The following is a 23,697-nucleotide window of genomic DNA, read 5'->3' as shown; positions in this document are numbered from 1 at the left end:
ATGAATACGAAATATTAAGATATTGACCAGCGAGTCAAGATGATTAGGAAATTTATTGACCTTTATTTCCAGATTCCCGCTCTTTTATGACGGTTTCGATCACTTCAACAAAAACGGAAGTATCCTGAGCGCCACTCACTGCGTATTTCCCACCAATGATAAAATACGGAACCCCACTAATCCCGTTTTGGTGGTAATATTGGATTTCTTGTTGGATATCGTTTTTCAATTTGGTATCTGAATAAATGGATTCGAATAAATTTCTATCTTTGTAAACGGGTTCGGCAACCTTCCAAACTGTTTCTTTGTCACTTAAGTCCAATGCTTCTGCGAAATTGGCAGCAAAAAACCTTTCCACTAAATTCTGTTGTGCTTCCAAACTGGGAAGGGCAGAAACAAGTGCATGTAAAACCAAAGTGTTTGTTGCCTTAGGTATGTTTTGGAATTGAAACTGAATCCCTACATCGTTTCCAATGTCAGTCAGTCGTTTCCAAGCTCCATCCAATCGATCTAAACTTCCAAATTTTTGTGTTAGGTGTAGTTTATAGTCAATCCCCTCTTCTGGAATTTCGGGTGATAACTGAAAAGGTCTCCATCGAATTTCAGGAGTGATGGTATTCCCTACAATTTGTAGCGCTTTTTCTAATTTCTTTTTGCCTACATAACACCAAGGACAGGCTACATCAGAAACAATATCGATTGGAAATAATTCAGAGTTGGTTGACATTTTAGATTAGACTCCACTTCATAATGGGAATGATTCTATATCCAGGAAAAAGATGAAACATAGTAGAGAAAGTTTTTTAAAAAAAAGTTTAGCGATTGGTAGTATCATTTCGTTTCCGTCGTTACAAAAAAGCCTATATGCCTTTGGGAGTGAAGAGAATCAAAAACACAGGGAAAATCCAATCGCATATGCAGAATCCTTAGGTTACACAAAACCCATCGATCAAATTTTGCTGACGGCAATTCTTGCACCAAACTCTCATAATTCTCAACCTTGGAAATTCAAAAAAACCTCAGATTCTGAGTTTTATCTCTATGGAGATGGGGACAAACAGTTACCAGAGATTGATCCTATCAATCGTCAATTTTACCATACACAGGGTTGTTTTTTAGAACTTTGTCACCTAACGGCAGATTCATTAATGTTTGATACTACGATCAAACTTTTTCCCAATGGAAAACCAAAATCAAATTCATTTTCCAAAACTCCAATTGCAAAGGTAACTATCCAACCCAAAACAGAATGTGTGCATGACTTTGTGTTTTCTGGTATTAACAAAAGGAGGATGAATCGATCTGTTTACTCTGGTGAACTTCTCGGAAATGCAGAACTTGAAGAAATACAATCCTTGGCTAGACCCTTTCTTCAAAACATACGCTGGACAAATGATCCTACTTTAATGAATTCCATCTTACCAATACTAGACGAAGCGTTTGCCATGGAAACCAATCGTTATGTATCCAATGAACTCAATCGCAAATGGTTTCGTTTAACGGAAGAATCAATGTTAACAAACCGCGATGGATTAACATTAGAAGGAAACGGATTGTCTGGTCTCAAACTTTGGTTTGCTAAAAAATTCTTTGTGGATTTATCGAAGGAAGCTTGGCATTCTGAAGATTCCAAAAAAGCAGGGATTGAAATGTTTCGTTCACAAGTGTATTCTTCAAAAGCGCTAGTATTTTTTTTGTCAGAGGGAAAGGACGATGAAACCACTTGGATCCAGACAGGAAGAGATTTTATGCGTTATACATTGTCATGCGGAGTCAAAAACATTGCCTTCCATACGATGAACCAAGCAGTGGAAGATTATCCTGAGAGCCGAGTTTTTACTAAAAAATTAAAACAAATTTTAAAACTAAAACCAAACGAGGAAATCCAATTGATTGCAAGGCTTGGTAGGAGTTCTTATCAGTTTGATTCTCTCAGAAGAGATTTAAAAAGTTTTCTGTTGTAAATGAATTACGAAAGAGAAGGGAATTGAATTTCGCCAGCGGATTCAAACGCTGGTTTTGAAAACAAATACCCTTGGTATAAATGAATCCCCATATCAACTAACACTTTCAATTCTTCCACAGTCTCCACACCTTCCGCAATGACGAGAATCCCTATCTCATGACAAACATCTGCGATGGCTTTTGTGAGTTTTCTGGCAACGGAATTGGTATGGATATTTCGAATGAGTTCCATATCCAATTTGATAAGATCTGGTTGGAATTTGGCCAGGAGGTTCAGACCCGAATACCCTGATCCAAAATCATCAATCGCAGTCAAAAACCCATATTTTTGGTAGGCTTTAAAGATATTGATAATATGATTGTGGTCTTGGACTTCTTCTCCCTCAGTTAGTTCGAAGACCAATCGGTTCAATGGAAAATTATATTCACGACTTGCTTCTAAAGTGGTGCGGATACAGGTCTCCGGTTGGTACACAGCATTGGGGAGAAAATTAATATTGAGTAAAGCTGGTATTTGGATTTGGCTTGCGAGTTGGATGGCTTTGATCCGACAAGACTGGTCAAACTGGTATCGATTGGTTTGGTTTACTTTGGAGAGAATCGAATACGCTGATTCCCCTTGTGTCCCTCGAACCAATGCTTCGTGTGAATATATTTTCTTTTGGTTCCAATCAATGATGGGTTGGAATGCCATGGAGAAGGCAAAATCCAGTCCAGCACCACTCCGGCATTCGGCACAACTGTATAACTTAGGCACTTTTCCATTGGGAGTGTCAATTAACTGAGCTTCAGGAAAACTTGGTCTCATCTTTTTAGGTTACCCAATTTAGACGGTATCGTCTAGATTGCAACTTTGTTTTAAAAATTAAAATTTAGGAAGTTTCATCACAAGATACCAAGTGACAACTAAAAATTGAAAGAAAGATGTTACGAATAAAATGGTATATGGTTTTGCCTTTACGGCTTTTAAAGAACCAATCCTCGCACCAAAGATCCCTCCAAAACTACCAATGAGCGCCAGTTCCCAATGCAATTTCCCTAAGATTAGGAATTGTACTGTAGTCCCAAACGATGTTAGAAAAATTCCTAGAAAGGATGTAGCAACGGCTTCTACAGGGCTCATTCGAAAATAATAAATAAATAATGGAACTGCTAAAAATCCTCCACCCACTCCGAACAAAGAAGAGAATAAACCAAAAAAAACACCTGCGAGTAAAACGACGAAAATTGATTGTTTCGTAAAATGAAATTCCGATGCCCCATGGGAAACAGAAGTTGTGTTCGTTTTAGAATCTGTTGCTGTTTGTGCACTCTCTTGTTTTACGACATGATTTTGATTTTCAAAGGATAAACTTTTGTAGTAAAGTTTCCTTTTATTGAATGCAGTGAATAAATTATAAACCGCAAGTAATCCCACAAAAATTGTAAACACAAACAAATATACAAATTCAGACAATGGAATTCCGTAATACAGTTGTTTACCGAGAGCCGTATCTTCAAACCTTCCAAATGCTAATGCTGCATATTGTGCAGATGGAATTGAGGTAATGAGCAATAATAAACCTTGTTTCCAAAGAATTTTATCATTTTTAAAATAAACATATAATCCAGACAAAGCAGAAACTGGCATTTGTGCAAGTGATACGGCAACAGCTTGAACAGCAGTTAGATGAAAAAAACTGTGAAAAAAGGGGGTGTAAATAAAACCTCCTCCCAAACCCAGAAAGGAGGCTAAAAACCCAACAAAAAATCCAACACTAAAAACTACAAAAATCCCTGGCCAAAATCCCCAGGCAAAGTGGTTAAAAATTTGAAAGGTTTCTTCCAAGTGGATTAAAAATATTCTTTTGCGTCTTCAAAGAACTTGAATGTCATTCGCTCAAATACCTCTTTCTCAGTCGCTGTCTCAAAGTTGTACCATGAGATTGGAACAAATAAAAGCCATTGTGCATAATTACGAAAGATGTGGTAATCATAAGTACCAACTTTTTTCCCATCTTTGTATAGTATGTACTGAACGTCGTAACCATCTTGTGTAGACCATGCTGGAAGTAGAGTTGCAGTAAGAGTTGAAACTCCTAAAAATGCAGTCGCTACAGGTGTGGGTGATCGGTAATTTACTTTTACGTTTACCAAATAACCAACCTTAGGTACATCAACACCTTCCACAGTTTTTTTAAATCTGGTTTTGTTTTCGAAGTAATTTTTTAAAGCTTCTCTTCCCCCTAAATTGAGTTGGGGAAATGTTGGTAGAACATATACAAAATTTGTGTCTAATGTTTTTTCTTCCGAAGGAAGGGGCAAAATTTTTGGATAATCTTTGTAGCTGATAATACAATTTGACACCAACAGGAAAAACAATACCGCTCCTGTGATGAATACAATATTTGATTTAGTTTTGGCTATGGTCATGTAAACCCTCCTCGTCATGCCTTCTTTCTAATTCTTCGTATAATTCTTCTTGGTCTTCCGTAAAAAATAATTCATATCCTATGCGCAAACATACTGGATCATCTTCCATCGAAACATTACTTGGTAAAATCAAGTTCATCACATAAAAGGTATTCGATTCTGCTTCTTCCAGAAACACTTCTGTTGCATCCCATTCATCAAATTCTTCTACATCTGGTTTCCGAAATTCCTTAAGGATTTCATCAAATGATTCTGTAATGTAGTTAAATTCGCCTGATTCGCTATCGATGATGAATTGTACATGGTGGCATCCAGGGCCCTCTTCTTCGAGAGGACTTAAAACCATACTTCCGCAGGCTGGACAATGAATTGTTGGGTCGATGGCACCACTAGGCCAGTTAATGTTGATGGTTTCGATCATAACTTACGAACCTCGAGTTCCCATGATAAGGACTTCACTTGTTTAGGAAACCTGAATTTGTTTCTCTTGGATTAAATTTGAACCCTATTAATCCAAACTCTTACAAAAAAAGAGATAGAGTTTGCCTAAAAAATGGGATTGTAAAATGAATTAAAAAAAGAATGGGAATAACAGCTGAATACCAATCTGCCTTCGCTTCCAGTTTTCAGGAATTTTTTGGAAATGCAAAAGACATTGGATGGGAATTATACCACCTAAACTCCGAACCAGAGAATGATTTTCCTTCTTGGTTAACCTTCACCATACGAAATCCGTTAGGTGGTAGAGCATTAGTCTTTCGTTACCACCATTTGGAACATAAATTTTATGCACATTTAAAAGTACAAGTAATCCCTGGAGAAGAAAATTGGAGTCTCGATCAGTTGTTCCATAAAAAAGGTTACACTGATTTAGATGCTGATGACATTTTATCGTCTGGAGGTGAATGGCTGTTTCATTCCTTGGCCAGACATTATTTTGGCATCATCATCTCTTATTGTCCACGGATACTGGAACCTGATTATTTTTTAGATTGAGATTTTTTCTTTCGATCATCCGAAAGAACTTGGTTCCACAAAAATCCCCAGATAAAAAATGTAGAGTTGATGTATGTATACAACATCAGTACTACCATTTTTGAAATTAAATCATACGCCAAAGAATAGTTCACACCTACGTTTTTCATTTTTAAATAAAATTGAAATCCAAAACTCATACCAAGAACAAGTAAGGATGCAAAAATGGCTCCTGGTAAATTTTCCTTTAACGTTGTTTTTGCTTTTGTGATATATGCATAATAAAAGGTAAATAAACCAATGCTATAAGGCAAAATGATGAGGGAAACTGAAAGATAAGGACTGTTTCTAAAAAAAGAAAACCGAAATGAACGGTATAACATTCGTTCAATGGAAACGATTCCATATGTCAGATAAAAATACAATACAAGTAAAACAAGTGAGATCACAAGGAGTCGAAAGTTAATCCACTGAGATGCAATAAACCCAACTTGAGTTTCATCCCTGGAAATGAATCGTAGTGCTTTGGAAATGGTTCCAAATATGGTCAAACTTGAAAAAAAGGAAATCGCGATACTAATCGCGATGACATTATAACTTTTTACCTTTGTTAGGTTTTCAACACTTTTGTCGATGGGTTGGAAAATGGGGGCTGGTAAAAATTTCCCAATTTGGTCCGTCATCAAATTGATGGTTTTTGGATCTTGGAGTAACCCAAGTAGGGTCACAAATACAACCAGTAAAGGAAATAGGGTCAAAAGAAAGGTAAATGAAAGTTCAGAGGCAAGGCCATGAACATCATACAAATACACTTCGCTGAAAAATCGACGGATCCGTTTCATGCGGTCAGTTTGCCAGTTGTCTGTATTTTTGTCTTATTTTTCTTGCCCTCTCCTATCTTACGGAAACTCTGGAAGAATCTCAGTGACGTACCTAAAAGGGGAAAACTTCCATGTCAGAAGAAAAAGAAAAGAAGAACAAAAAAATCGCGAAAATGACGGTTGAGGAAATTGACTCTGCCATTAAAAAGTCGGTTGAAACCATGAACGGCGAATCAAGCCTTTATGTGAAACACCTTCGCGAAAGAAAGGCGGAACTCCTAGCCAAGAAATAAGGTTAGTCCCTCCTAAATTCCCCGCCGAAACGGCGGGTTTTCGCAAACGCTTTGATCCAATTCATCCAAATCCACCAACACTTCGGTCCTAAAGTCCTCTTTGAGGGTTTTAGCTGGCATATCAAACCTGGCTGCCGCGTTGCCCTTGTCGGTCCCAATGGTTCTGGAAAAACCACACTTTTCCAAATGGCTGCAGGGAAACTGAAACCCGAATCGGGAGAAGTGATTCGTTCCAAACATACTGTTTTATCCCTCTTCCAACAGATTCCTGAATTTAATCCGGATACGTCTGTGATTGAAACCGTTCTCGATGAAAACAAATTGTATGCGGAATATGATGCCAAACGAAAGGCCATCGAATCCAAGTTTGAAACCACTGACCACGAAGATCCAGAATTTGAAACATTACTCCACGATCAGAGTGATTTAGAGGAATTTGCCCACTTACACGACTTACACGGTCTCGAAGCTCGCGCGAAAAAAATTCTATCGGGACTTGGTTTTGCCACTACAGACTTCACGAGAAAAACAAAAGAGTTTTCTCCAGGATACCACCATCGTATCGGTCTTGCGATTGCCCTACTCAATCCACATAATTTATTACTTTTAGATGAGCCAACAAACCATTTGGATGATAAAACCAAATCATGGTTAGCTGATTTTCTAGTTTCCCAAAACCAGGCCTTTGTACTTGTCACACATGACCCTGAATTTTTAAACCAAACAGTTGATACCATCATAGAAATCAATCCGCATGGAACGTTTGAATTCCAAGGAAGTTTAGAAGAGTTTTTTGAAGCCAAAAACGAAATCCAAGAAAAACTTAAAGTCCAATTTGAAAAAGAAGAAACATATTTAAAATCACGTATGGAATGGGTGGAACGTTTTCGAGCCCAAGCTACAAAAGCAAGACAAGTTCAGTCTGTCATCAAACGCCTGGAAAAACGGGACAAAGTAGACAATCCAGAAGATAGTTTTTGGAACCAAAAACCAGACTACCAATTCCAATTTGTCCCTTCCAGTAATATCATCTTACGATTAGAACATGCATCTTTCTCCTATCCAGACCGAAACACAGGTGAGAAAAAAACAATTTTTGAAAATGCAGAGATTGAAATTTCTGCTGGCGACAAAGTTGCGTTAGTTGGTCCCAATGGAGCAGGTAAATCAACCCTCATGCGCTGTTTGTTAGAACAACACAAACTTGATACGGGAAAATTGTACTATGGTCCCAAAACCAAACTTGGTTATTTTTCCCAAACCCACGGGGAAGATTTGGATGAATCACTGAACCTAGTGGAAACTGTCTTAAAAAAATACCCAGAACTGAATGAAGAAAAAGCAAGGACCCTTCTTGGGCATTTTGCTTTTCCTGGGGACGGAGTTTTTAAGTCCGTAAAACACTTATCAGGTGGGGAACAAAGTCGCCTACGTTTGGCACTTCTTGTCAATCACCCATCCAATTGTTTATTTCTCGACGAACCCACAAACCACTTGGACATCGTCATCCGAGAAGCCATCAAACGTGCTCTTATCGATTTTCCGGGAAGCCTACTCATCATCAGCCACGACCCCGATTTTATGAAGGGACTTTGTAACCGCACCTTCCAACTCTCAGGTGGAGAATTAAAAAACTTAAATTGTAGTTTTGACGATTACCTAAAATTCCACAAAGAAGACGAATTGGGTACAAATGCTAAGGACCAAACTTCCTCCAAATCAAAAAATGAGGAAAAAAAGCCCAATCCCCAAGCAAGCAAAAACAAACGAAAAAAATTAGAAAAAGAAATTTCCGATTTGGAAGTCCAAATAGAGAGACTGGAAAAAAATAAAAAAGACAAAGAAGAACTTTTACAGGACCCAGAGTTCTTTAAAAACAGAAGTTTTCAGTTGGAAATGGACACTTATAACGATATTAAAAGAGAAATCTCTCTCCTAACCAAACGTTGGGAGGAGGCAACACTAGAACTAGAGGAAATGGGCGGAGTTACATAATGGTACCGGAAATCGATGTTGTCAGTTTTAAAAAACGTCTGGATGCAAGAGCGGAAGGAAAGGATGATTTTTTTGTTTTGGATGTACGAAATCCGAATGAACAACAAATCGCACTCGTACCGGGTACAGACAAACTCATTCCCGTGAGTGAACTTGCAGCAAGGATTGAAGAAATCAAAAGCCAAATTGACAAAGAAATTTTGGTTTATTGTCGTTCTGGTGGAAGATCAGGGATGGCTTGCGGGATTTTGGCACAAGCTGGATTTAAATCTTATAAAAATGTTGCTGGGGGAATCCTTGCCTATTCTGACCTAGTTGATCCTAACATGCAAAAGTATTAATTATGAAACCAACAGCGAATTTAAGAATTTTAGAACAACACAGTCTCATTCCACCATCCGTTTTGATAGAAGAACTTCCTTTAACTGATGAAGCTTCTGATGTTGTTGTCAGAACCAGAAGTCAAATTTCAGACATCATTCACGGAAAAGACGACAAGCGTATGTTAGTTGTAGTAGGACCTTGTTCCGTTCACGACATTGGCGCTGTCATGGAATATGCAGAAAAGTTAAAACCAAAAATCAAAGAGTTTGAAAAAGAACTTCTCATAGTGATGAGAGTGTATTTTGAAAAACCTAGAACCACTGTTGGTTGGAAAGGTCTTATCAACGATCCTGATTTAGATGGATCCTTTCATATCAACAAAGGTCTACAACTTGCTCGTAAACTTTTACTCGATCTTAACAAAATGGGAATCCCTTGTGGAACCGAATTTTTGGATGTGATCTCGCCACAATACATCGCTGACCTCGTTGCATGGGGAGCCATTGGTGCAAGGACCACTGAAAGCCAAGTCCATCGTGAATTGGCTTCTGGACTCTCCGCACCAATTGGATTTAAGAATGGTACCGATGGGAATGTTCAAATTGCAATTGATGCCATTCGTTCTGCAAGTTCCAGCCACCATTTTCTATCTGTGACCAACCAAGGTAGCAGTGCGATTTTTAAAACTGCCGGAAACAAAGACACACATGTGATCTTACGTGGAGGGAACAAAGGACCTAACTTCGATGAGGCTTCTGTGAATGAAGTGGGTGCCCAAATTGAAAAAGCGGGTCTCCCACCAAAAGTGATGGTGGACTGTTCCCATGGCAATAGCCAAAAGGACTTTCGCAAACAACCGAGTGTTGTGGATTCTGTATCGGAACAATTTTCGAAAGGAAGCAAATACATTCTTGGTGTGATGGTTGAAAGTCATCTAAAAGAAGGAAACCAATCCATCGACGCCAAACCATTGACTTATGGGCAATCAATTACCGATGCTTGTGTGTCTTGGGAAACAACGGTTCCCATGTTTGAAAAACTAGCTGAGGCAGCAAACAAACGTAAGTAAGACTGCTTTCTCTCTCCGAGGTTTATGAATGTTTTTTGATGATTATTGATCTAAAAACACATGGGCTTCGGAAGGGTATTCTCTTTTCGTCACTTCCTTGTGATAGGCATTCACTGCTTCTTTCACGGCCCCACTTAAGTTCCCAAATTTCTTTAAAAACTTCGGATGGAAATCTTCATTCAGACCCAGTAAGTCTTGCATCACAAGGACTTGGCCTGAGGTATACTTTCCTGCTCCAATCCCAATGGTGGGAATGCGAATGGATTCCGTGATTTCTTTTCCGAGAGATTCGGGAACCATCTCGAGTAACAAAGCAAAGGCGCCAGCTTCAGCAATTTCTCTGGATTTACGGATCATTTTGTTCCGTGCCGCTTCTGTTTTCCCTTGGACACGGTGTCCTCCAAGGGTATGTACCGATTGTGGAGTGAGTCCCAAATGGGCAAACACAGGGATCCCAGATTCGGTCATCCGTTTTGTCAGTTCGATGATAAAGTCAGAGTCCCCTTCCAATTTCACACAGGAAGCATTGGTTTCTTTTAACACTCGGCCGGCAGAACGAATTCCTTCTTCGATGGAGGTTTGGTAGGACAAAAATGGCAAATCGGCAATGATCGTTTTGTCAGGAGCCCCTTTACAAACTGCCTTTGTGTGGTAAATGATCTCATCGAGTGTAACGGGAAGTGTGGACTGGTTCCCTTGGATCACCATTCCAAGCGAGTCACCCACAAGAAGGCAATCCACATCTGTGCGATTGAAAAGAGTCGCAAAGGTATAATCATAACAGGTGATGACAGAGATCGGTTCTCCGGCATCGTATTTCTTTTTATACTGTAGAATAATGTTTTTCATGGTTTAGTTCCGTAAAAAGGGCATAAACACCAATTTCACCCATATCTGTTAACAATTGTTTGATGAATGGTCTTGAATATAGTGAATGGTGGGGTAAATGTAAAAAATCAGTTTTCATCACAACAGCCTCATAAGTGAGAATGTCGATGTCAATTTCACGTGGTCCTTTCCAAGACCTACGTTTTCTTCCTAGTTTGTCTTCAATCCCTTGGAGTGAATCGAGTAAACATGGAAGTGTAAAGGCAGAAGATACCATTACCTTTACAATTTGGTTTAAGAAGTAAGGTTGGTTTGTGTTTTCTAACGGTGCGGTTTCCAATCGTTCAGATTGTTTTAAAATCTGTAACTCTGGTAAGGTGGAGATTTCCCATATTGCCTGGTCCATAAAATGGTGCCTGTCTCCGATGTTGGAACCCAAAGAAAGAAAGGCAATATTGGAATACTTCATGGTCTTACCTCTTCACAAACTTCGTACGATAATCAGGGCATTTTAATTCGATTTCTTTTGTCATTTCCATGAGTCGTGAGTAAATCCGACCTTGGCCACGGTCTCTCCATTCCACAAGAGAGTGATTGGATGTGAGAAGAGTGAGTTTTTCTTGTTCATAACGACTATCAATGAGGTCGTATAACTTTCGATTGTTGAATTCTGATTCCTTTTGGACACCAAAGTCATCGATCACAAGGACATCCACGTTTGCAAATTCCCGTTCGATGGAACGTTCTTGCCCGTGCGTTTCACTATCAGATTGGTAAGTATCACGAATCGCAGACAAAAAGTCTTTGTTTACTTTTGCATACTTACAAGTAATTCCATACCGAAACACAAGTTCGTTTAAGATCACACAAGCGAGTAATGTTTTTCCAGAACCTGTTCCTCCCCAAAGGTAAAATCCCTGTGGTGTAAAATCTGCATTCTTAAATTTATGAACGAGTTCGTTTGCCCAGTCGTGGGCAATGATAAATGACATATCAGGGTCGTTTGCAGTGTCCCCTATGTCAATTGTGGATAAAAATTGGAAACGGTACCTTGCCGGTATATTGGCTTTTTCTACCAGAGTTTCTAAATTGCGAAGGGAAAACCTTGCATTATGACAGACACAAGGGAGCATTTTGTCCAGTTTTCGATCAAAAGACATAAAAGGAGGTTGTCCTTTCGCCTCACATGTGTTACAGTCACTACCGATACAATGGCATAAAACAAGAGCTCCAGAACGAGATCCCCTCACATGTTCTGCTAAGGTAATGCCCACTCCTCCGCACGTTTTACACTGCGGATTTCCGTCTCGGATCGAAGTAATTTCGGATAAATTCATCTCCAATGAGCAATCTTCTTTAAATCACTAGGCTGTCAAGGAATGAGATTTTTTAGGTCTGGATCGACTTATGTCCCTTTAAAACCAAGAGTTTGAGAAGAAAAAGTTCACATTTAGGTTTTTTTCCTCTTTAATTCGTTATTATTGACTCATCCCAAACCGATACTTTCATTGAAGAAATAGATAAACCTATTTGTTCAAAATATTGAAAGAGACAAAAGGGTCACACGACTATGAAGATTATTAAGTATCTCCTTATTCTCCAACTGGTGTCCGGCTTTAGTGTGCTTTTCGCACAAACTCAGCCTGCGAACGCTCAAGAAAGCCAAGCGGCGAAAGACCAAGTCGACGAACTTCTCAAAGGCGAACTCGTTCCTGAGAATGACGATGCGGAACTCACTGAAGACCAAAAGAAAAGAAAGAAAGAAATTATGGAACAGGAATCTCTTTGGAAGAACCCTGATTTCAAAGGGTATAACAAAACTTTCCAAGAGTTACACCAACTTTCTAAAACTTTCGCGAACAACCAATTCCGTTTGGCTCTTTCAAACTACCAATCTGGTGTTAACACCATCATGAAAAATAGAGATTGGGTTGAACAGTACCGCAAAGAAGAAGCTGAGAAAAAGCGCTTAGATGAAAAATGGTACTGGCAAAAAGTAGATCGTAAAGCAAGAGAAGAGCGTGTTGTTTACCGTGAAAAAATGAAAGCGAAACAAGATGCACTTAACTACTTCTCTAAAGCGATCAATCACCTTGACGAAATTAAAAACCCTGACTTAAGAGAAAGACCTGAGTTCAAAAGACTTCTTTCTGATGTTTATCGTTCATGGATTATGGCTGAGTATGACTTACAAAACCTTCCTCAGTGTATACCAATTCTTGAACTTTACATCGAAATCGATGACAACGAGAAAGAATACCCTGCTCACAAGTATCTTGCAAGTGCATATAGCTTTGAAGAAAACATGATCAAAAAGACAAAAGGTCCAGATGATATGCTCTTCAAGTATCGTTACAAAAAGAACGTTCACTTATTACGTGCAACCGAGTTAAAATATGGAAAAGATTCTCCTGAATACAAACATATCGTTAACGTAATCAACCGAGATGAGGTTATTTCGGTAGCACAATAATCCCGAATACATCTCTTTCAATGAGAAAGCCCGGTTTCAAACCCCGGGCTTTTTTGTTTGGAGTGAATTGAATCGTTTTTCTACTATTTAATTTCCTTAAGCACCGTCTTTGTTGGCAATCGAAAGAAACTAAAAAGCCCTAAGCTATACAAAGTCACCGTCACAAAACAAATTCCCAAAAATACCAAACAAAGTTGTCCATAAGGATACACACTGCGAAGTTCCAACACGGATCGGTTTAATACTTCGTTGGATCCCACTGCATACACAAGTCCTAGGAAAAACGAAATCACGGAAACAAGGAATGCCTCTCGTAGGAAATGTTTTCCCATAAAACGACTGTTTGCTCCAATCACACGTAAGAGTGCAAATTCCCGTTTTCGTTCGGATTGGCTTGCATAGAGTGTGGTAAACACTAGAACAAAAGATGCAGCGAGGATAAACATCGTCATAAGCGCCATCATTTGTGTTACCTTCTCCAAAATTCCCATAAAGGCTTGGATTGTTTTTTCTGTATCAATCACAGTGATATTGGGAAACTGATTCACAATGACCTTTTGTAATTGGTAACGATCCGTTCCGTTGTCAATGAGTAACGATACAATATAAAACCTAGGAGCTTTTTCCAAAATCCCTCTGGAAAATAACACCACAAAGTTTGGTTTCATATCCGCCCAGTTCACCGAACGAAGGTTTGTGATTTTCCCAGTTACTTCTCTCCCTTGTACATTGAAGGTAAGCTCATCCCCGATGCCCGCTTGTAAATAGGTAGAAAAATCTCGTTCCACGGAAATTTCATTTTGGCTTGATTCTTTCCACCAACTCCCCTTGGTCACTTCTTCTGTATCATACAAAGAATCGCGGTAGGACAAAAAGTATTCGCGAGTTCTTGCTGTGGCTCGCCAGTTGCGGTCCATTGCATTTTTAATGGTGTCTTCTTTTTTGACAGGTTCTCCATTTACCTTGGACAAACGAGCTCCAATCACGGGAGCCACATATTGTTTTTCCACAGGGAACTTGGAGATGGCTTGGAGTAGTCCCTCTTTTTGTGTTTCACGGATATCGAGAAGGAACATGTTAGGCCTTCGTTCGATTTCTCTTGCTCCACTTAACTCAAGTAAACTTTCTTGTAAGATGAGAGAGAGTGTTAAGATAAAGAGTGCCGATCCAAGACCAATGATGGACAGGCGAAGGGCACCTGATTTACGTGTGACTTTTTTTGTAACAAGGCTCCACTCCTTCGATAACCATCCTAATTTTGAAATTTTTTGAAGGAAAGTTCCAAAGAGTATGTACAATCCGTACACAAGGAGAGGCAAGGTTAACAAAACAAGTGTAAAGAGGATGCCCTTAAAGATACTTTCTGTTTCTAAGATCGCAAGACTTGTAAAGAGAATGTATATCAAAACAAAACTACCAAATTGCCAATAGGAAGAGGATAAATTCCCACTTGTTTGTGATTCCACTTCTTTCAATGCTGCTAAAGGTTTTACCGACCTTGTTTCTAAGACGAGTGGAATCGAAATGAGGAGTGGCAAAATCACACCTAACACTAAACTCCATAAAAGAGACGATGCAGAAAGTCCAAGGATGACGTTTGTCCCTACCGACATGATCCCACTGATATCGGGAAATAAAGATTGGATGAAGATTCCAAGTAAAAGTCCAAAGACTGTTCCCAATATTGAAAGGATCAGAATTTCCGAAAATACTAACAAAAGGATGACATTGGGTTTGGCACCAAGGCACATAAGAATCGCAATTTCATTCCGTTTTTCAAGTAACCTTGTGCGAACTGCTGTATACACTGATATGGCTCCGAGAAAAAATCCGGCAAGAGCAAGAAGAGCCATATAATCAAATGTGTTTTTGATGAACTGTTGGGACCCAGAATTGACTTCTGTATTGTGATAAATGGTTAAGTCTTCTTTGATAAAGGACTCAAACTCTTTGTCCTTCCAATCCAAAGTATCGATGGATTCAGGGAATTGTAAATAGATCGTATAACGGATACGACTTCCTCGTTGCACAAGTCCTGTTTGGATCGCAGTGTCTTTTCGAATGATAGAACCAGGAGCCGAACCCACAAAGGAACCAACTGCACCTGGTTCTTTTATTACAACGCCAGCAAGTACAAGAAGGCTATCACCCAATCGAACTCGATCACCGAGTTTCAGTTTTAAGTTTTCAACAAGAGTTTGATCTAAGAGTACTTGGTTTGCTTTTAGATTGTGATACGCATTTTCTGGTTCGGTTTTCATTTCCCCGTAAAAGGGGTAATTTGTTTCGATTCCTTTTACGAAACTGAGAGAATTTTCAGAACCAGATTCATTGGAGATCATGGATAAAAATTGGATCGAAGCACTGGATTTAGCACCTTTTGGTAGGTGGTTTTTCAATAAATCCTTAGCATAATCAGTGATTTCCTGGGGGGATTGTAAGGCAAGATCGGCTCCCATAATGGATTTTGCCTCTTTCCTAATGGCATTTGCCGTATTGTCCTTATAGGAATGGATGCCAATCACAGAACCCACACCGAGTGTGATAGAGACAACAATGAGGATAGAATACCGAAACCGTGAAAAAAGCTCACGTTTTAAGTAAAAACGAAAGAGGGAAGCCTTCATCGACTCACCTTCTTTGTTTGTTTTGTCGTTTGTTTCTGTTTGGTGGCTCTTTTCAGAGAAGAGGAATTGGACTTAGAAGAATTTTTTCGACTGACCGACGATTTTTTGTTCTTCGAATCCGAGATGATCTCTCCATCTTTCATCTCGAGCACCCTGTCTGCTAGTTTTGCCACATCCGGATCATGTGTGACCACAACAAGAGTTGTTCCTTGTTTTTTGTTCCTATACAATAATAGGTCTAATATCGTTTTGCTATTTTTATAATCTAGGTTTGCAGTTGGTTCATCTGCAAAAATAATTTTCGGATCATTCACAAAACTTCGTGCAATGGCAATCCTTTGCTCTTCTCCACCTGACAGCTGTTTTGGGAAATGTGTTGCACGGTGAGACATAGACACAGATTCCAAAATGGTCTCTGCTTTATTTAAGACCTCTTTCTCTGAAAGTGATGATTTTAAGTACAATGGAATCCCAACATTTTCAATTGCATTGAGTCCTGGCAATAATTGGAAGTTTTGAAAGATAAATCCAATTTGATCGACACGTATATCTGCAAGTTTGGATTCATTTTGTTTGGTGAGATCAATTCCATCGAGTGAAACGATCCCTGTATCAGGTTTATCAAGGCCTGCTGCAACACCAAGAAGAGTGGATTTACCTGATCCAGAAGGGCCGATAATCGCTACAAATTCACCAGATTCCATACGAAATGAAATATTTTTCAACACATCAATCGTTTCTTCTTCGTTGTGAAATGATTTGAACACATTTTTAAATTCTAACACTAGGTTTTTCCCCCAAACAAATTACCATCTAACACATAACGCATGACTAATATCGGGCATTTATTCAATAAAATGCCACCTAACAACGATTTTTCAATTTTTTTTATAACAGTTATCTTTTTTTCAATTCTCATTTTCGTTCCAACTCTATTGCACCTCGGCAAAAAAAAACTTAGAAAAAATTCCTTATCTTTTTGTGTGTACATCCTAATTTTTTTTGACCCCAAAGGGTGGGTTTCATATAAAGTAACTTCATCGTAGTGTTTCCCCTCTCCCGTTTTTTGGGGATTTTTGGGAAGTTATGAACAGCACTGTCGATAAGCGGACTCATACAGGTAAATATAGAATGCTCGAATGCAATACAAAGATAAATACTGCAGACTTTATGAATGTGAAAATCAATAATGTTAAACCTTGTGCGGAATGTGGCTCCGTCACTACCCTTTATCAATACAATCTCTGCAAAGTTTGTTTGTCCAAGAGTTTCAAAAAGCTTGTAAAAATCATCGACTCCGTGAGAAAGTAGAATTAACTACACTTTCTCAACGTTAGTCGATGAATTATCCATTCCAAGATATTGAACAAAAATGGCAAAAATACTGGGACGACCACCAGACCTTTCGCACAAACGCACACTCATCCAAACCTAAATACTATTGTTTAGACATGTTTCCTTACCCAAGTGGTGCAGGTCTTCACGTAGGCCACCCAGAAGGATACACAGCCACTGACATTATCTCAAGACTCAAACGTATGGAAGGATACGAGGTTTTGCACCCCATGGGTTGGGACGCATTTGGACTGCCTGCAGAACGATATGCGATGACAACGGGCATTCACCCACGTACCACGACAAAAAATAACATCAATACCTTCCGTCGCCAAATTAAAAGCCTTGGCCTTTCCTATGACTGGGAAAGGGAAATTTCCACCACTCACCCGGATTATTACCGTTGGACCCAATGGATTTTTTTACAGATCTACAATTCCTACTTTGACAGGAAACAAAACAAAGCCCTTCCCATTGATACTCTCATCAAAACCTTGGAAACCGAAGGTTCTCAGTTTTTTGAAGGGATAGAACTTCCCAAAGGAATCCAATTTACAGGTTCTGAATGGAAATCCAAATCACGGAAAGAAAAAGAGGACATTTTGTCCCATTTCCGATTAGTGTATGAAGCCAATATCCCTGTGAATTGGTGTGAGGCATTGGGAACCGTTCTTGCCAATGAAGAAGTGGAAGAATGGACTTCCAAAGGGTATACAGTCGAAAGAAAACCCATGCGCCAATACATGATGCGCATCACTTCCTACGCCGAACGATTATTAAACGATCTTTCTCTCTGTGAATGGCCACCATCCACTCTCGAAATGCAAAGGAACTGGATTGGAAAGTCGGAAGGCTTGGAACTCAACTTTCACGTTCCTGCATTAAACAAAGACATCACGGTGTATACAACTCGCCCTGATACCATATTTGGTGCGACTTATCTGGTTCTTGCGCCGGAACATCCACTGGTCGCAGAACTCATAACTGCAGAACAGAAAAAAGCGGTAGAAACCTACCAAAAAGATTGTTCCTTAAAAAGTGATTTAGAAAGAACCGAACTGAATAAAGACAAAACGGGTGTATTCACTGGCTCTTATGCTAGTTTGCCAACGGATCCTTCCGTAAACGTTCCCATTTACATCTCTGATTATGTATTAATCTCTTACGGAACAGGTGCCATTATGGCGGTACCAGCTCACGACCAAAGAGACTATGACTATGCTGTAAAATTTCAACTCCCCATCAAACAAGTGATTGATGGAAAAATGGAACCAAACCTTGCTTTTGATTCCAAAGAATCTGTATGTATCAATTCTTCTTCCGCTGAAGTGCAGTTAGATGGAAAATCTTACAAAGATGCGTTCCAAACCATGGTTGTTTGGGCAGAAAAAAAATCGGTAGGCCGTAAAAAAATCCAATTCAAACTGAGAGATTGGCTTTTTGCAAGACAAAGGTATTGGGGAGAACCGATCCCTCTTGTCCATTTTGAAGATGGAACCCCAAAGGCATTATCGGATTCAGAATTACCATTGGTATTACCTGACCTTGAAGAGTTCAAACCTTCTGGCACAGGGGAATCTCCTCTTGCACTTGCAAAAGATTGGCTTGTGTATAAAGACCCAGTAACAGGTGAAATCGGCAAACGAGAAACCAATACGATGCCACAGTGGGCAGGTTCCTGTTATTATTATCTTCGTTACATTGATCCAAGAAACAATGACAAACTCATTGATCCAACACTTGAAAAGATGTGGATGCCTGTAGAAGTGTATGTGGGTGGAGCAGAACATGCCGTACTACACTTGTTATACTCTAGATTTTGGCATAAAATTCTTTTTGATTTGGGTCACGTATCCACACCAGAACCATTTAAAAAATTAGTCCACCAAGGTCTCATCCTTGGGGAAGACAAAGGCAAAATGTCCAAATCACGAGGAAACGTAGTCAATCCAGACGACGTAGTCTCTGAATATGGTGCTGATACTCTACGACTCTTTGAAATGTTTATGGGCCCATTTGAGATGTCCAAACCTTGGAGTAAAAATGGTGTGGATGGTGTGTTCCGATTTTTAAATCGTGTATGGCGACTCTTTCATTCAGGGGAAAATGAATCTTTTTTTGTGGAAGACATTGAACCAAACGAAGCAGAGCTCAAAACCCTTCACCGTACCATTAAAAAGGTTAAAGACGATATCGATGGTTTTTCATTTAACACTGCTGTTTCCCAAATGATGATCTTCATCAATGAGTTCACAAGTAATCCAAGAAAACCGAAAAAAGTATTAGAACCTTTCGTATTAGCATTGTCTCCATTTGCACCTCACCTAGCAGAAGAACTATGGGCAAAACTAGGACACAAAGAATCACTTGCTTACCATCCGTATCCAAAATGGGAAGAGAAGTATCTAGTGGATGCCAATATTACCATTGTTGTCCAAGTGAATGGCAAAATGCGTGGAGAATTTTTAGCACCTAGAGAAATTGAAGAAAAGGAAGCCTTATCCCTTGCAAAAGAAGTGGAAAAGGCAAAAGCTTTCTGGGTAGGAAAAGAAATCAAAAAAGAAATTTATGTCAAAGGTAAACTCGTCAACATCGTAGTTGCGGGTTAATTGATTTTACAAAATCACCATCACAAAAATCAAAACTCCAATGAGTACGATTGTGATGAATGCACCCATTAACATAAATAAGTTGGCACCTGAAGATTTTGTATCTTGTTGTGCATTCCCTACTTTTTTCTTTTGGGTTTGGCCGGCTCCTGTTTTGTTTCCTGTTCCAGCAATGGATGCAGGTTTTGGAATAGCTACCTTCACAGGATGTTCTTCAATCGAATGGAATAAATACTGATTTGGTCCTTCAGCAAAAATATGGTATTCGGTTTTGTTACTCGCAATCCCAAGGAATTTACCCACAACAGGTTCCTTTTTGATTTTACCTTCTTCGTCAATAAGACCCAATATCTGTGCATTTGTGAGTCCTTCTGGAGTTTCTGTTGGAACTCGAAATAAAATTTCCATACCTTCCATTAGGTTGTCGAACTCAACTCCATTAATAGGCGAGATAACCGTTTTCATATTGAGTTCTTTTGGAAAAGCGACACGAAATTGTGCAATTTGTCGATCCAAAGCAGAACCTTCACCTTTTGGAAGTTCGGTGGAAACAGAAGGAACAGAAGCATCTTGTGCGGCTGGTGCCTCGTCTTCTGGTTTTGGAATGGGAAGGATGACCCCTTTCATCGGATTTTCATATCGAAACTTTGCCGTCGAAATTTTATCTACTTCAGCTTGTAGTTTGATATTCCTTCCCTTGGTTGCCATAAGAATTGGATTTTCTAAAAGTTCTGTGATATGAGAAGGATCCTTCTTTTGCCAAAGGGGAAGGAGTTCCTCTAACTTCTCTTTGGTGAATGCTCGGTGAACAGCACGACCAATATTTTCAGAGATGGCAGGATCATAACCACCTGTTTTACCAATGTCACCTAAGTCTGTTGAAATTTGTACGTGATCCGCAAACGTTCGAATCCTACGAAAGGTAGGGGACGTTCCCACAACTGCATAGAGTTCCATAATGTGTTTACGTATGGAGGAAACTAAAATGAGAACCATTCCGTTCAAACTGTCCAAATCAATTTTTACTTTTACCAAGTAACCATCGGTGATTTTTCCTTGTAAAACTTCTTTGGCTTGTTCATCAGTAAACACGGCTTCTCTTGTTAAACCCAGAAGGTCTGCTTGTCTTTTTAATTGGTCTGCTTTTGTACTTAATTCTGACATTATTCTACAAACAGTTGTTCGATCATTCCATTTGATTTTGGTATTTCATGTAATGGAACTTCAACACGCGCGACTGTTTCCTTTTTCCTTTCTGATGAGTATATTGAAAATAAACGACGATCAAATCCAGATTGAGACAATAATATTTCTACCATTGTGATTCCCATTCCAGCTCCTTCTGTACTATCACCATGTTCCATAAAGAACTCGAATAGATTATCATACTTTTTAGCATTGATAAACTTTTCTTTTACCCTTTCTGCTTCAATTGGCAATAAAGGAAAATTATTTCGAATTTCTAAATCTATTTTGTCTTTTTTGTAAATACAAGTGATTTTAACAAAATGACCCGATTCTCTCATTTTTTGTTTATAAGTGGGAAATTTGCGTTCATTCAAACTCGATTTGAAGAGTTTCATTCCTTCTTCATAATCCTCTAATTTTTGGATGTTGAGTTGGAGTTCTTCGAAAATGATTCGTTTGATTGCTGCTTTCGTAGAATTGACAATTAATTCTTTTGCAGCAGTGTAGAAGAGTTCCATCAGGTCTTCACGATCCAGGGAACGCAAAATTCGTAACAAAATGTATTTGAGTTTTGCCTCACCTATGTCTCCCATCACATAGGTGATCATGGAAATTTTTTTCCCTGCCTCTACAGCCTGATCCACAGTTCGACAAAAATCTGGACTGAGAGAATTCTCTTGGGACATACCGGTAAACTTAAAAAAATTGCCAGTGAAGTGGAGATTTGTCTAGCGATTTATGTTTTCTTCAAATGTTTACCGAGGATTTCCATCACTCCCGATAAGGTTGGCTTACAAGGTAAAATCACATTCTTTAAGGTATCATCCACCTTTGGAATTTTCCCTTCGTGAAAGGCAAGTTTGAACTCGGTGAATTTGAGACCATTGGCAGTGGAGATCACAACAACAGACTCCCCTTGTTTGACTACTCCCGATTGGATTGATTTTAATAAACTAGCAAGTGCCACACCCGTGTGAGGATCATTATAAAGTCCGTACAAATCCCCTTTTGCACTTGCGTTCGCTAATTCTTCTTCCGTTGCCACCTCGACAATCCCATTGAATTTTTTCAGAACACGGATCGCTTTTTTCACGGAAACAGGGTCACCAATTTGGATCGCAGACGCTAAGGTTTTTTCTGCAGTGACTGGTGAGAACTCCGCAAAACCCTTCTTAAACGACTCATACAGAGGACTTGCATTTTTTGCCTGAGCAAGGATGATCCTTGGCAGTTTTTGAATGAGACCAAGTTCTAACATCATTTCAAATCCCATTCCAAGGGCAGAAACATTTCCTAAATTCCCACCAGGGATCACAACCCAATCGGGCACATTCCATCCGAGTTGTTGGGTGATTTCCACAGATATAGATTTTTGACCTTCGATGCGAAGGGAATTCATCGAATTTGCTAAGTAAATTGACTTTTCTTGAGTGAGTTCTTTTACAACTGCCATACAACCATCAAAGTCAGTTTCCAAGGCAAGTACAATGGCACCGTTGGAAACAGGTTGGATGAGTTGAGCCGTTGAAACTTTGTTAGCTGGAAGTAAAATAATGGCTGGAATTCCAGCTTTGGCAGCATAAGAAGCAAGTGCTGCAGAGGTGTCTCCCGTCGAAGCACAAGCGACTGCCTTAATGGGAACTCCATCGGCAATCATTTGGTTCACTTGGCTGACAAGAACGGTCATCCCTAGATCTTTAAACGAACCGGTATGAGAAACACCGCACTGTTTGACATGTAGGCTCTTTAAGCCAAGGTCCTTTGCAAAACGAGAAGCGTCGTATAAATGGGTTGTGCCTTCCCCTGAGGTGATGATGTTTTCCTCTTTGATTTCGGGGAGAACCCATTCTTTTTTGCCCCAAACCCCAGAAGCATTGGGAAATTGGCTGGAACGGAAGCGAGATTCAAAGGTAGACTTCCACTCTTCTGCTGGGATTTTTTTTAAGCTGTCTAAATCATGTTCAACATTTAGAAGTTCTCCACAACTGGAACAGGAATAGATGACCTGGTGGAGTGGGTATGTTTTGCGACAGGATTCGTTGGTGCATCGAAACTGTGCTCGGAATTGATATTTTGTAAGTGACATAGACTTCTCTAGGCTTCAGATTTACGGAAACTTCCTTTTCCATTCTTTGGAAAGGGGAAAAATGCACGAATGATTTTTATCGTTTTTTGATGGATATGGAAACAGAAACATTAGGCCCCCATTGGTGGAGTAAAATCAAACGTTACGTGAGAAGAAGCCTCTTTGTCTTCTTATTTCTCTGTTTCTTACTGTTTGTCCGAATCTTTTTATTCCAAATCTATTCTGTCCAAGGGAATTCCATGTTTCCTACCTTAGAACATGGATCTGTTGTTTTTGTCTGGAAGGGAGGGTATGCCATCTCTGCCAAATTTTTTGGAACGGAATTATTGTACACCGATCCAAGTATCAATAAATTAGACTTGGTCTTATTTGTGAGCCAAGAAGACGAACTTGTCGTCAAACGTGTGATTGGTTTACCTGGCGAATTTTATTCCATTGAATCAGGAAGGGTACTCATTGATTCCATGGAACTCTTGGAAAATTATCTGCCTAAAGGAACTTACACGAGTGAACCTTCTACTTCTGTATTTTTAAACAGACATTATTCTCCATTTCTTGCGATGGACAAACAAGGAAGGATCCCTCCTGGTTATTATTTATTACTTGGTGACAATCGTCAGTATTCAACGGACTCAAGATCCTTTGGACTCGTGCCAGTTGAAAGAATCAAAGGAAAGGTAATCTTTTATTTTTAACA

The 23,697-nt window shown here is 39.3% G+C and carries 23 protein-coding genes; 9 read left to right on the top strand and 14 right to left on the bottom strand.

The genetic code is table 11. The features are described from left to right. Positions 1–52 precede the first annotated feature (52 nt). On the bottom strand, positions 53–727 hold the full coding sequence (locus tag ND812_RS04270) for a DsbA family oxidoreductase (RefSeq protein ID WP_265374411.1): 675 nt from the start codon (positions 725–727) through the stop codon (positions 53–55). A gap of 52 nt (positions 728–779) precedes the next feature. On the opposite strand from ND812_RS04270, the gene ND812_RS04265 reads away from it, so the two are divergent. After that, a complete protein-coding gene (locus tag ND812_RS04265) occupies positions 780–1,964 on the top strand; it encodes an Acg family FMN-binding oxidoreductase (RefSeq protein ID WP_265374410.1) in 1,185 nt (394 codons plus the stop codon). Positions 1,965–1,969: 5 nt separating this feature from the next. Here the strand turns inward: ND812_RS04265 and ND812_RS04260 are convergent, their stop codons facing one another. Genes ND812_RS04260 through ND812_RS04245 form a run of 4 tightly spaced genes read right to left on the bottom strand, consistent with a single transcriptional unit; the run spans position 1,970 to position 4,798 of the window. Beyond that, a complete protein-coding gene (locus ND812_RS04260) occupies positions 1,970–2,773 on the bottom strand; it encodes an EAL domain-containing protein (protein ID WP_265374409.1) in 804 nt (267 codons plus the stop codon). Between the two features lie 57 nt (positions 2,774–2,830). Next, entirely contained in the window at positions 2,831–3,793 is a 963-nt protein-coding gene (locus ND812_RS04255; protein WP_265374408.1) for a sulfite exporter TauE/SafE family protein, read from the bottom strand. Positions 3,794–3,798: 5 nt separating this feature from the next. After that, positions 3,799–4,377: an LIC12231 family lipoprotein gene (locus tag ND812_RS04250; RefSeq protein WP_265374407.1), complete on the bottom strand. Its 579-nt coding sequence runs from the start codon at positions 4,375–4,377 to the stop codon at positions 3,799–3,801. Then, the gene (locus tag ND812_RS04245) at positions 4,358–4,798 is read right to left on the bottom strand and encodes a hypothetical protein (RefSeq protein ID WP_100721321.1); all 441 of its coding nucleotides are present in this window, start codon (positions 4,796–4,798) and stop codon (positions 4,358–4,360) included. Before ND812_RS04245 ends, ND812_RS04250 begins: the two co-directional genes overlap by 20 nt. Positions 4,799–4,959: 161 nt before the next feature. On the opposite strand from ND812_RS04245, the gene ND812_RS04240 reads away from it, so the two are divergent. Then, positions 4,960–5,373 carry a hypothetical protein gene (locus ND812_RS04240; protein WP_265374406.1) on the top strand — a complete coding sequence of 138 codons (414 nt, stop codon included), beginning with the start codon at positions 4,960–4,962 and terminating at the stop codon, positions 5,371–5,373. On the opposite strand, the gene ND812_RS04235 is transcribed toward ND812_RS04240, so the two are convergent. Then, positions 5,358–6,194 carry a YihY/virulence factor BrkB family protein gene (locus tag ND812_RS04235; RefSeq protein WP_265359024.1) on the bottom strand — a complete coding sequence of 279 codons (837 nt, stop codon included), beginning with the start codon at positions 6,192–6,194 and terminating at the stop codon, positions 5,358–5,360. The genes ND812_RS04240 and ND812_RS04235 overlap by 16 nt on opposite strands. A 110-nt stretch (positions 6,195–6,304) precedes the next feature. Between ND812_RS04235 and ND812_RS04230 the strand changes: the two genes are divergently transcribed. Genes ND812_RS04230 through ND812_RS04215 form a run of 4 tightly spaced genes read left to right on the top strand, consistent with a single transcriptional unit; the run spans position 6,305 to position 9,854 of the window. After that, positions 6,305–6,466, top strand: coding sequence for a hypothetical protein (locus ND812_RS04230; protein ID WP_012387307.1), 162 nt, complete (start codon positions 6,305–6,307; stop codon positions 6,464–6,466). A gap of 51 nt (positions 6,467–6,517) precedes the next feature. Then, positions 6,518–8,461, top strand: coding sequence for an ABC-F family ATP-binding cassette domain-containing protein (locus ND812_RS04225; RefSeq protein ID WP_265374405.1), 1,944 nt, complete (start codon positions 6,518–6,520; stop codon positions 8,459–8,461). Further along, complete coding sequence (locus ND812_RS04220) at positions 8,461–8,802, top strand: rhodanese-like domain-containing protein (protein WP_108960153.1); 342 nt, start codon at positions 8,461–8,463, stop codon at positions 8,800–8,802. Before ND812_RS04225 ends, ND812_RS04220 begins: the two co-directional genes overlap by 1 nt. A gap of 2 nt (positions 8,803–8,804) precedes the next feature. Beyond that, positions 8,805–9,854 carry a 3-deoxy-7-phosphoheptulonate synthase gene (locus ND812_RS04215; protein ID WP_265374404.1) on the top strand — a complete coding sequence of 350 codons (1,050 nt, stop codon included), beginning with the start codon at positions 8,805–8,807 and terminating at the stop codon, positions 9,852–9,854. 42 nt (positions 9,855–9,896) lie between these two features. Here ND812_RS04215 and panB read toward each other — a convergent pair whose 3' ends face one another. Genes panB through ND812_RS04200 form a run of 3 tightly spaced genes read right to left on the bottom strand, consistent with a single transcriptional unit; the run spans position 9,897 to position 12,019 of the window. After that, on the bottom strand, positions 9,897–10,703 hold the full coding sequence (gene panB / locus ND812_RS04210; RefSeq protein ID WP_265359027.1) for a 3-methyl-2-oxobutanoate hydroxymethyltransferase: 807 nt from the start codon (positions 10,701–10,703) through the stop codon (positions 9,897–9,899). Further along, the gene (folK, locus tag ND812_RS04205; protein WP_265374403.1) at positions 10,678–11,151 is read right to left on the bottom strand and encodes a 2-amino-4-hydroxy-6-hydroxymethyldihydropteridine diphosphokinase; all 474 of its coding nucleotides are present in this window, start codon (positions 11,149–11,151) and stop codon (positions 10,678–10,680) included. Before folK ends, panB begins: the two co-directional genes overlap by 26 nt. A 4-nt stretch (positions 11,152–11,155) precedes the next feature. Next, positions 11,156–12,019: an ATP-binding protein gene (locus tag ND812_RS04200; protein WP_265374402.1), complete on the bottom strand. Its 864-nt coding sequence runs from the start codon at positions 12,017–12,019 to the stop codon at positions 11,156–11,158. A 233-nt stretch (positions 12,020–12,252) separates the two neighbouring features. Between ND812_RS04200 and fcpA the strand changes: the two genes are divergently transcribed. Further along, entirely contained in the window at positions 12,253–13,155 is a 903-nt protein-coding gene (fcpA, locus tag ND812_RS04195; protein WP_100721484.1) for a flagellar coiling protein FcpA, read from the top strand. Between the two features lie 83 nt (positions 13,156–13,238). Here the strand turns inward: fcpA and ND812_RS04190 are convergent, their stop codons facing one another. Both ND812_RS04190 and ND812_RS04185 read right to left on the bottom strand, forming a co-directional pair. Further along, entirely contained in the window at positions 13,239–15,782 is a 2,544-nt protein-coding gene (locus ND812_RS04190) for an ABC transporter permease (protein WP_265374401.1), read from the bottom strand. Next, positions 15,779–16,567 (bottom strand): ABC transporter ATP-binding protein, encoded by a 789-nt coding sequence (locus ND812_RS04185; protein ID WP_265374400.1) that lies wholly within the window; start codon positions 16,565–16,567, stop codon positions 15,779–15,781. Before ND812_RS04185 ends, ND812_RS04190 begins: the two co-directional genes overlap by 4 nt. 555 nt (positions 16,568–17,122) lie before the next feature. Here ND812_RS04185 and leuS point away from each other — a divergent pair. Further along, the gene (leuS, locus tag ND812_RS04180; protein ID WP_265374399.1) at positions 17,123–19,726 is read left to right on the top strand and encodes a leucine--tRNA ligase; all 2,604 of its coding nucleotides are present in this window, start codon (positions 17,123–17,125) and stop codon (positions 19,724–19,726) included. A gap of 6 nt (positions 19,727–19,732) precedes the next feature. Here leuS and ND812_RS04175 read toward each other — a convergent pair whose 3' ends face one another. The 3 genes from ND812_RS04175 to thrC are packed head-to-tail and all read right to left on the bottom strand — an operon-like array spanning position 19,733 to position 23,000. Then, the gene (locus tag ND812_RS04175) at positions 19,733–20,890 is read right to left on the bottom strand and encodes an LIC10486 family protein (protein WP_265374398.1); all 1,158 of its coding nucleotides are present in this window, start codon (positions 20,888–20,890) and stop codon (positions 19,733–19,735) included. Next, positions 20,890–21,600: a hypothetical protein gene (locus ND812_RS04170; RefSeq protein ID WP_265374397.1), complete on the bottom strand. Its 711-nt coding sequence runs from the start codon at positions 21,598–21,600 to the stop codon at positions 20,890–20,892. The genes ND812_RS04175 and ND812_RS04170 overlap by 1 nt, the downstream gene beginning before the upstream one ends. A gap of 50 nt (positions 21,601–21,650) precedes the next feature. Beyond that, positions 21,651–23,000, bottom strand: coding sequence for a threonine synthase (gene thrC, locus ND812_RS04165; RefSeq protein ID WP_265359032.1), 1,350 nt, complete (start codon positions 22,998–23,000; stop codon positions 21,651–21,653). A gap of 95 nt (positions 23,001–23,095) precedes the next feature. On the opposite strand from thrC, the gene lepB reads away from it, so the two are divergent. After that, entirely contained in the window at positions 23,096–23,695 is a 600-nt protein-coding gene (gene lepB, locus ND812_RS04160; protein WP_265374396.1) for a signal peptidase I, read from the top strand. Positions 23,696–23,697 lie beyond the last annotated feature (2 nt).

The sequence above is a fragment of the Leptospira limi genome (genome assembly GCF_026151395.1).
GTDB classification, from domain to species: Bacteria; Spirochaetota; Leptospiria; order Leptospirales; family Leptospiraceae; genus Leptospira_A; species Leptospira_A limi.
The sequence above is the reverse complement of the archived record's forward strand: the minus strand, read 5'-3'. Positions and strand labels throughout refer to the sequence as shown.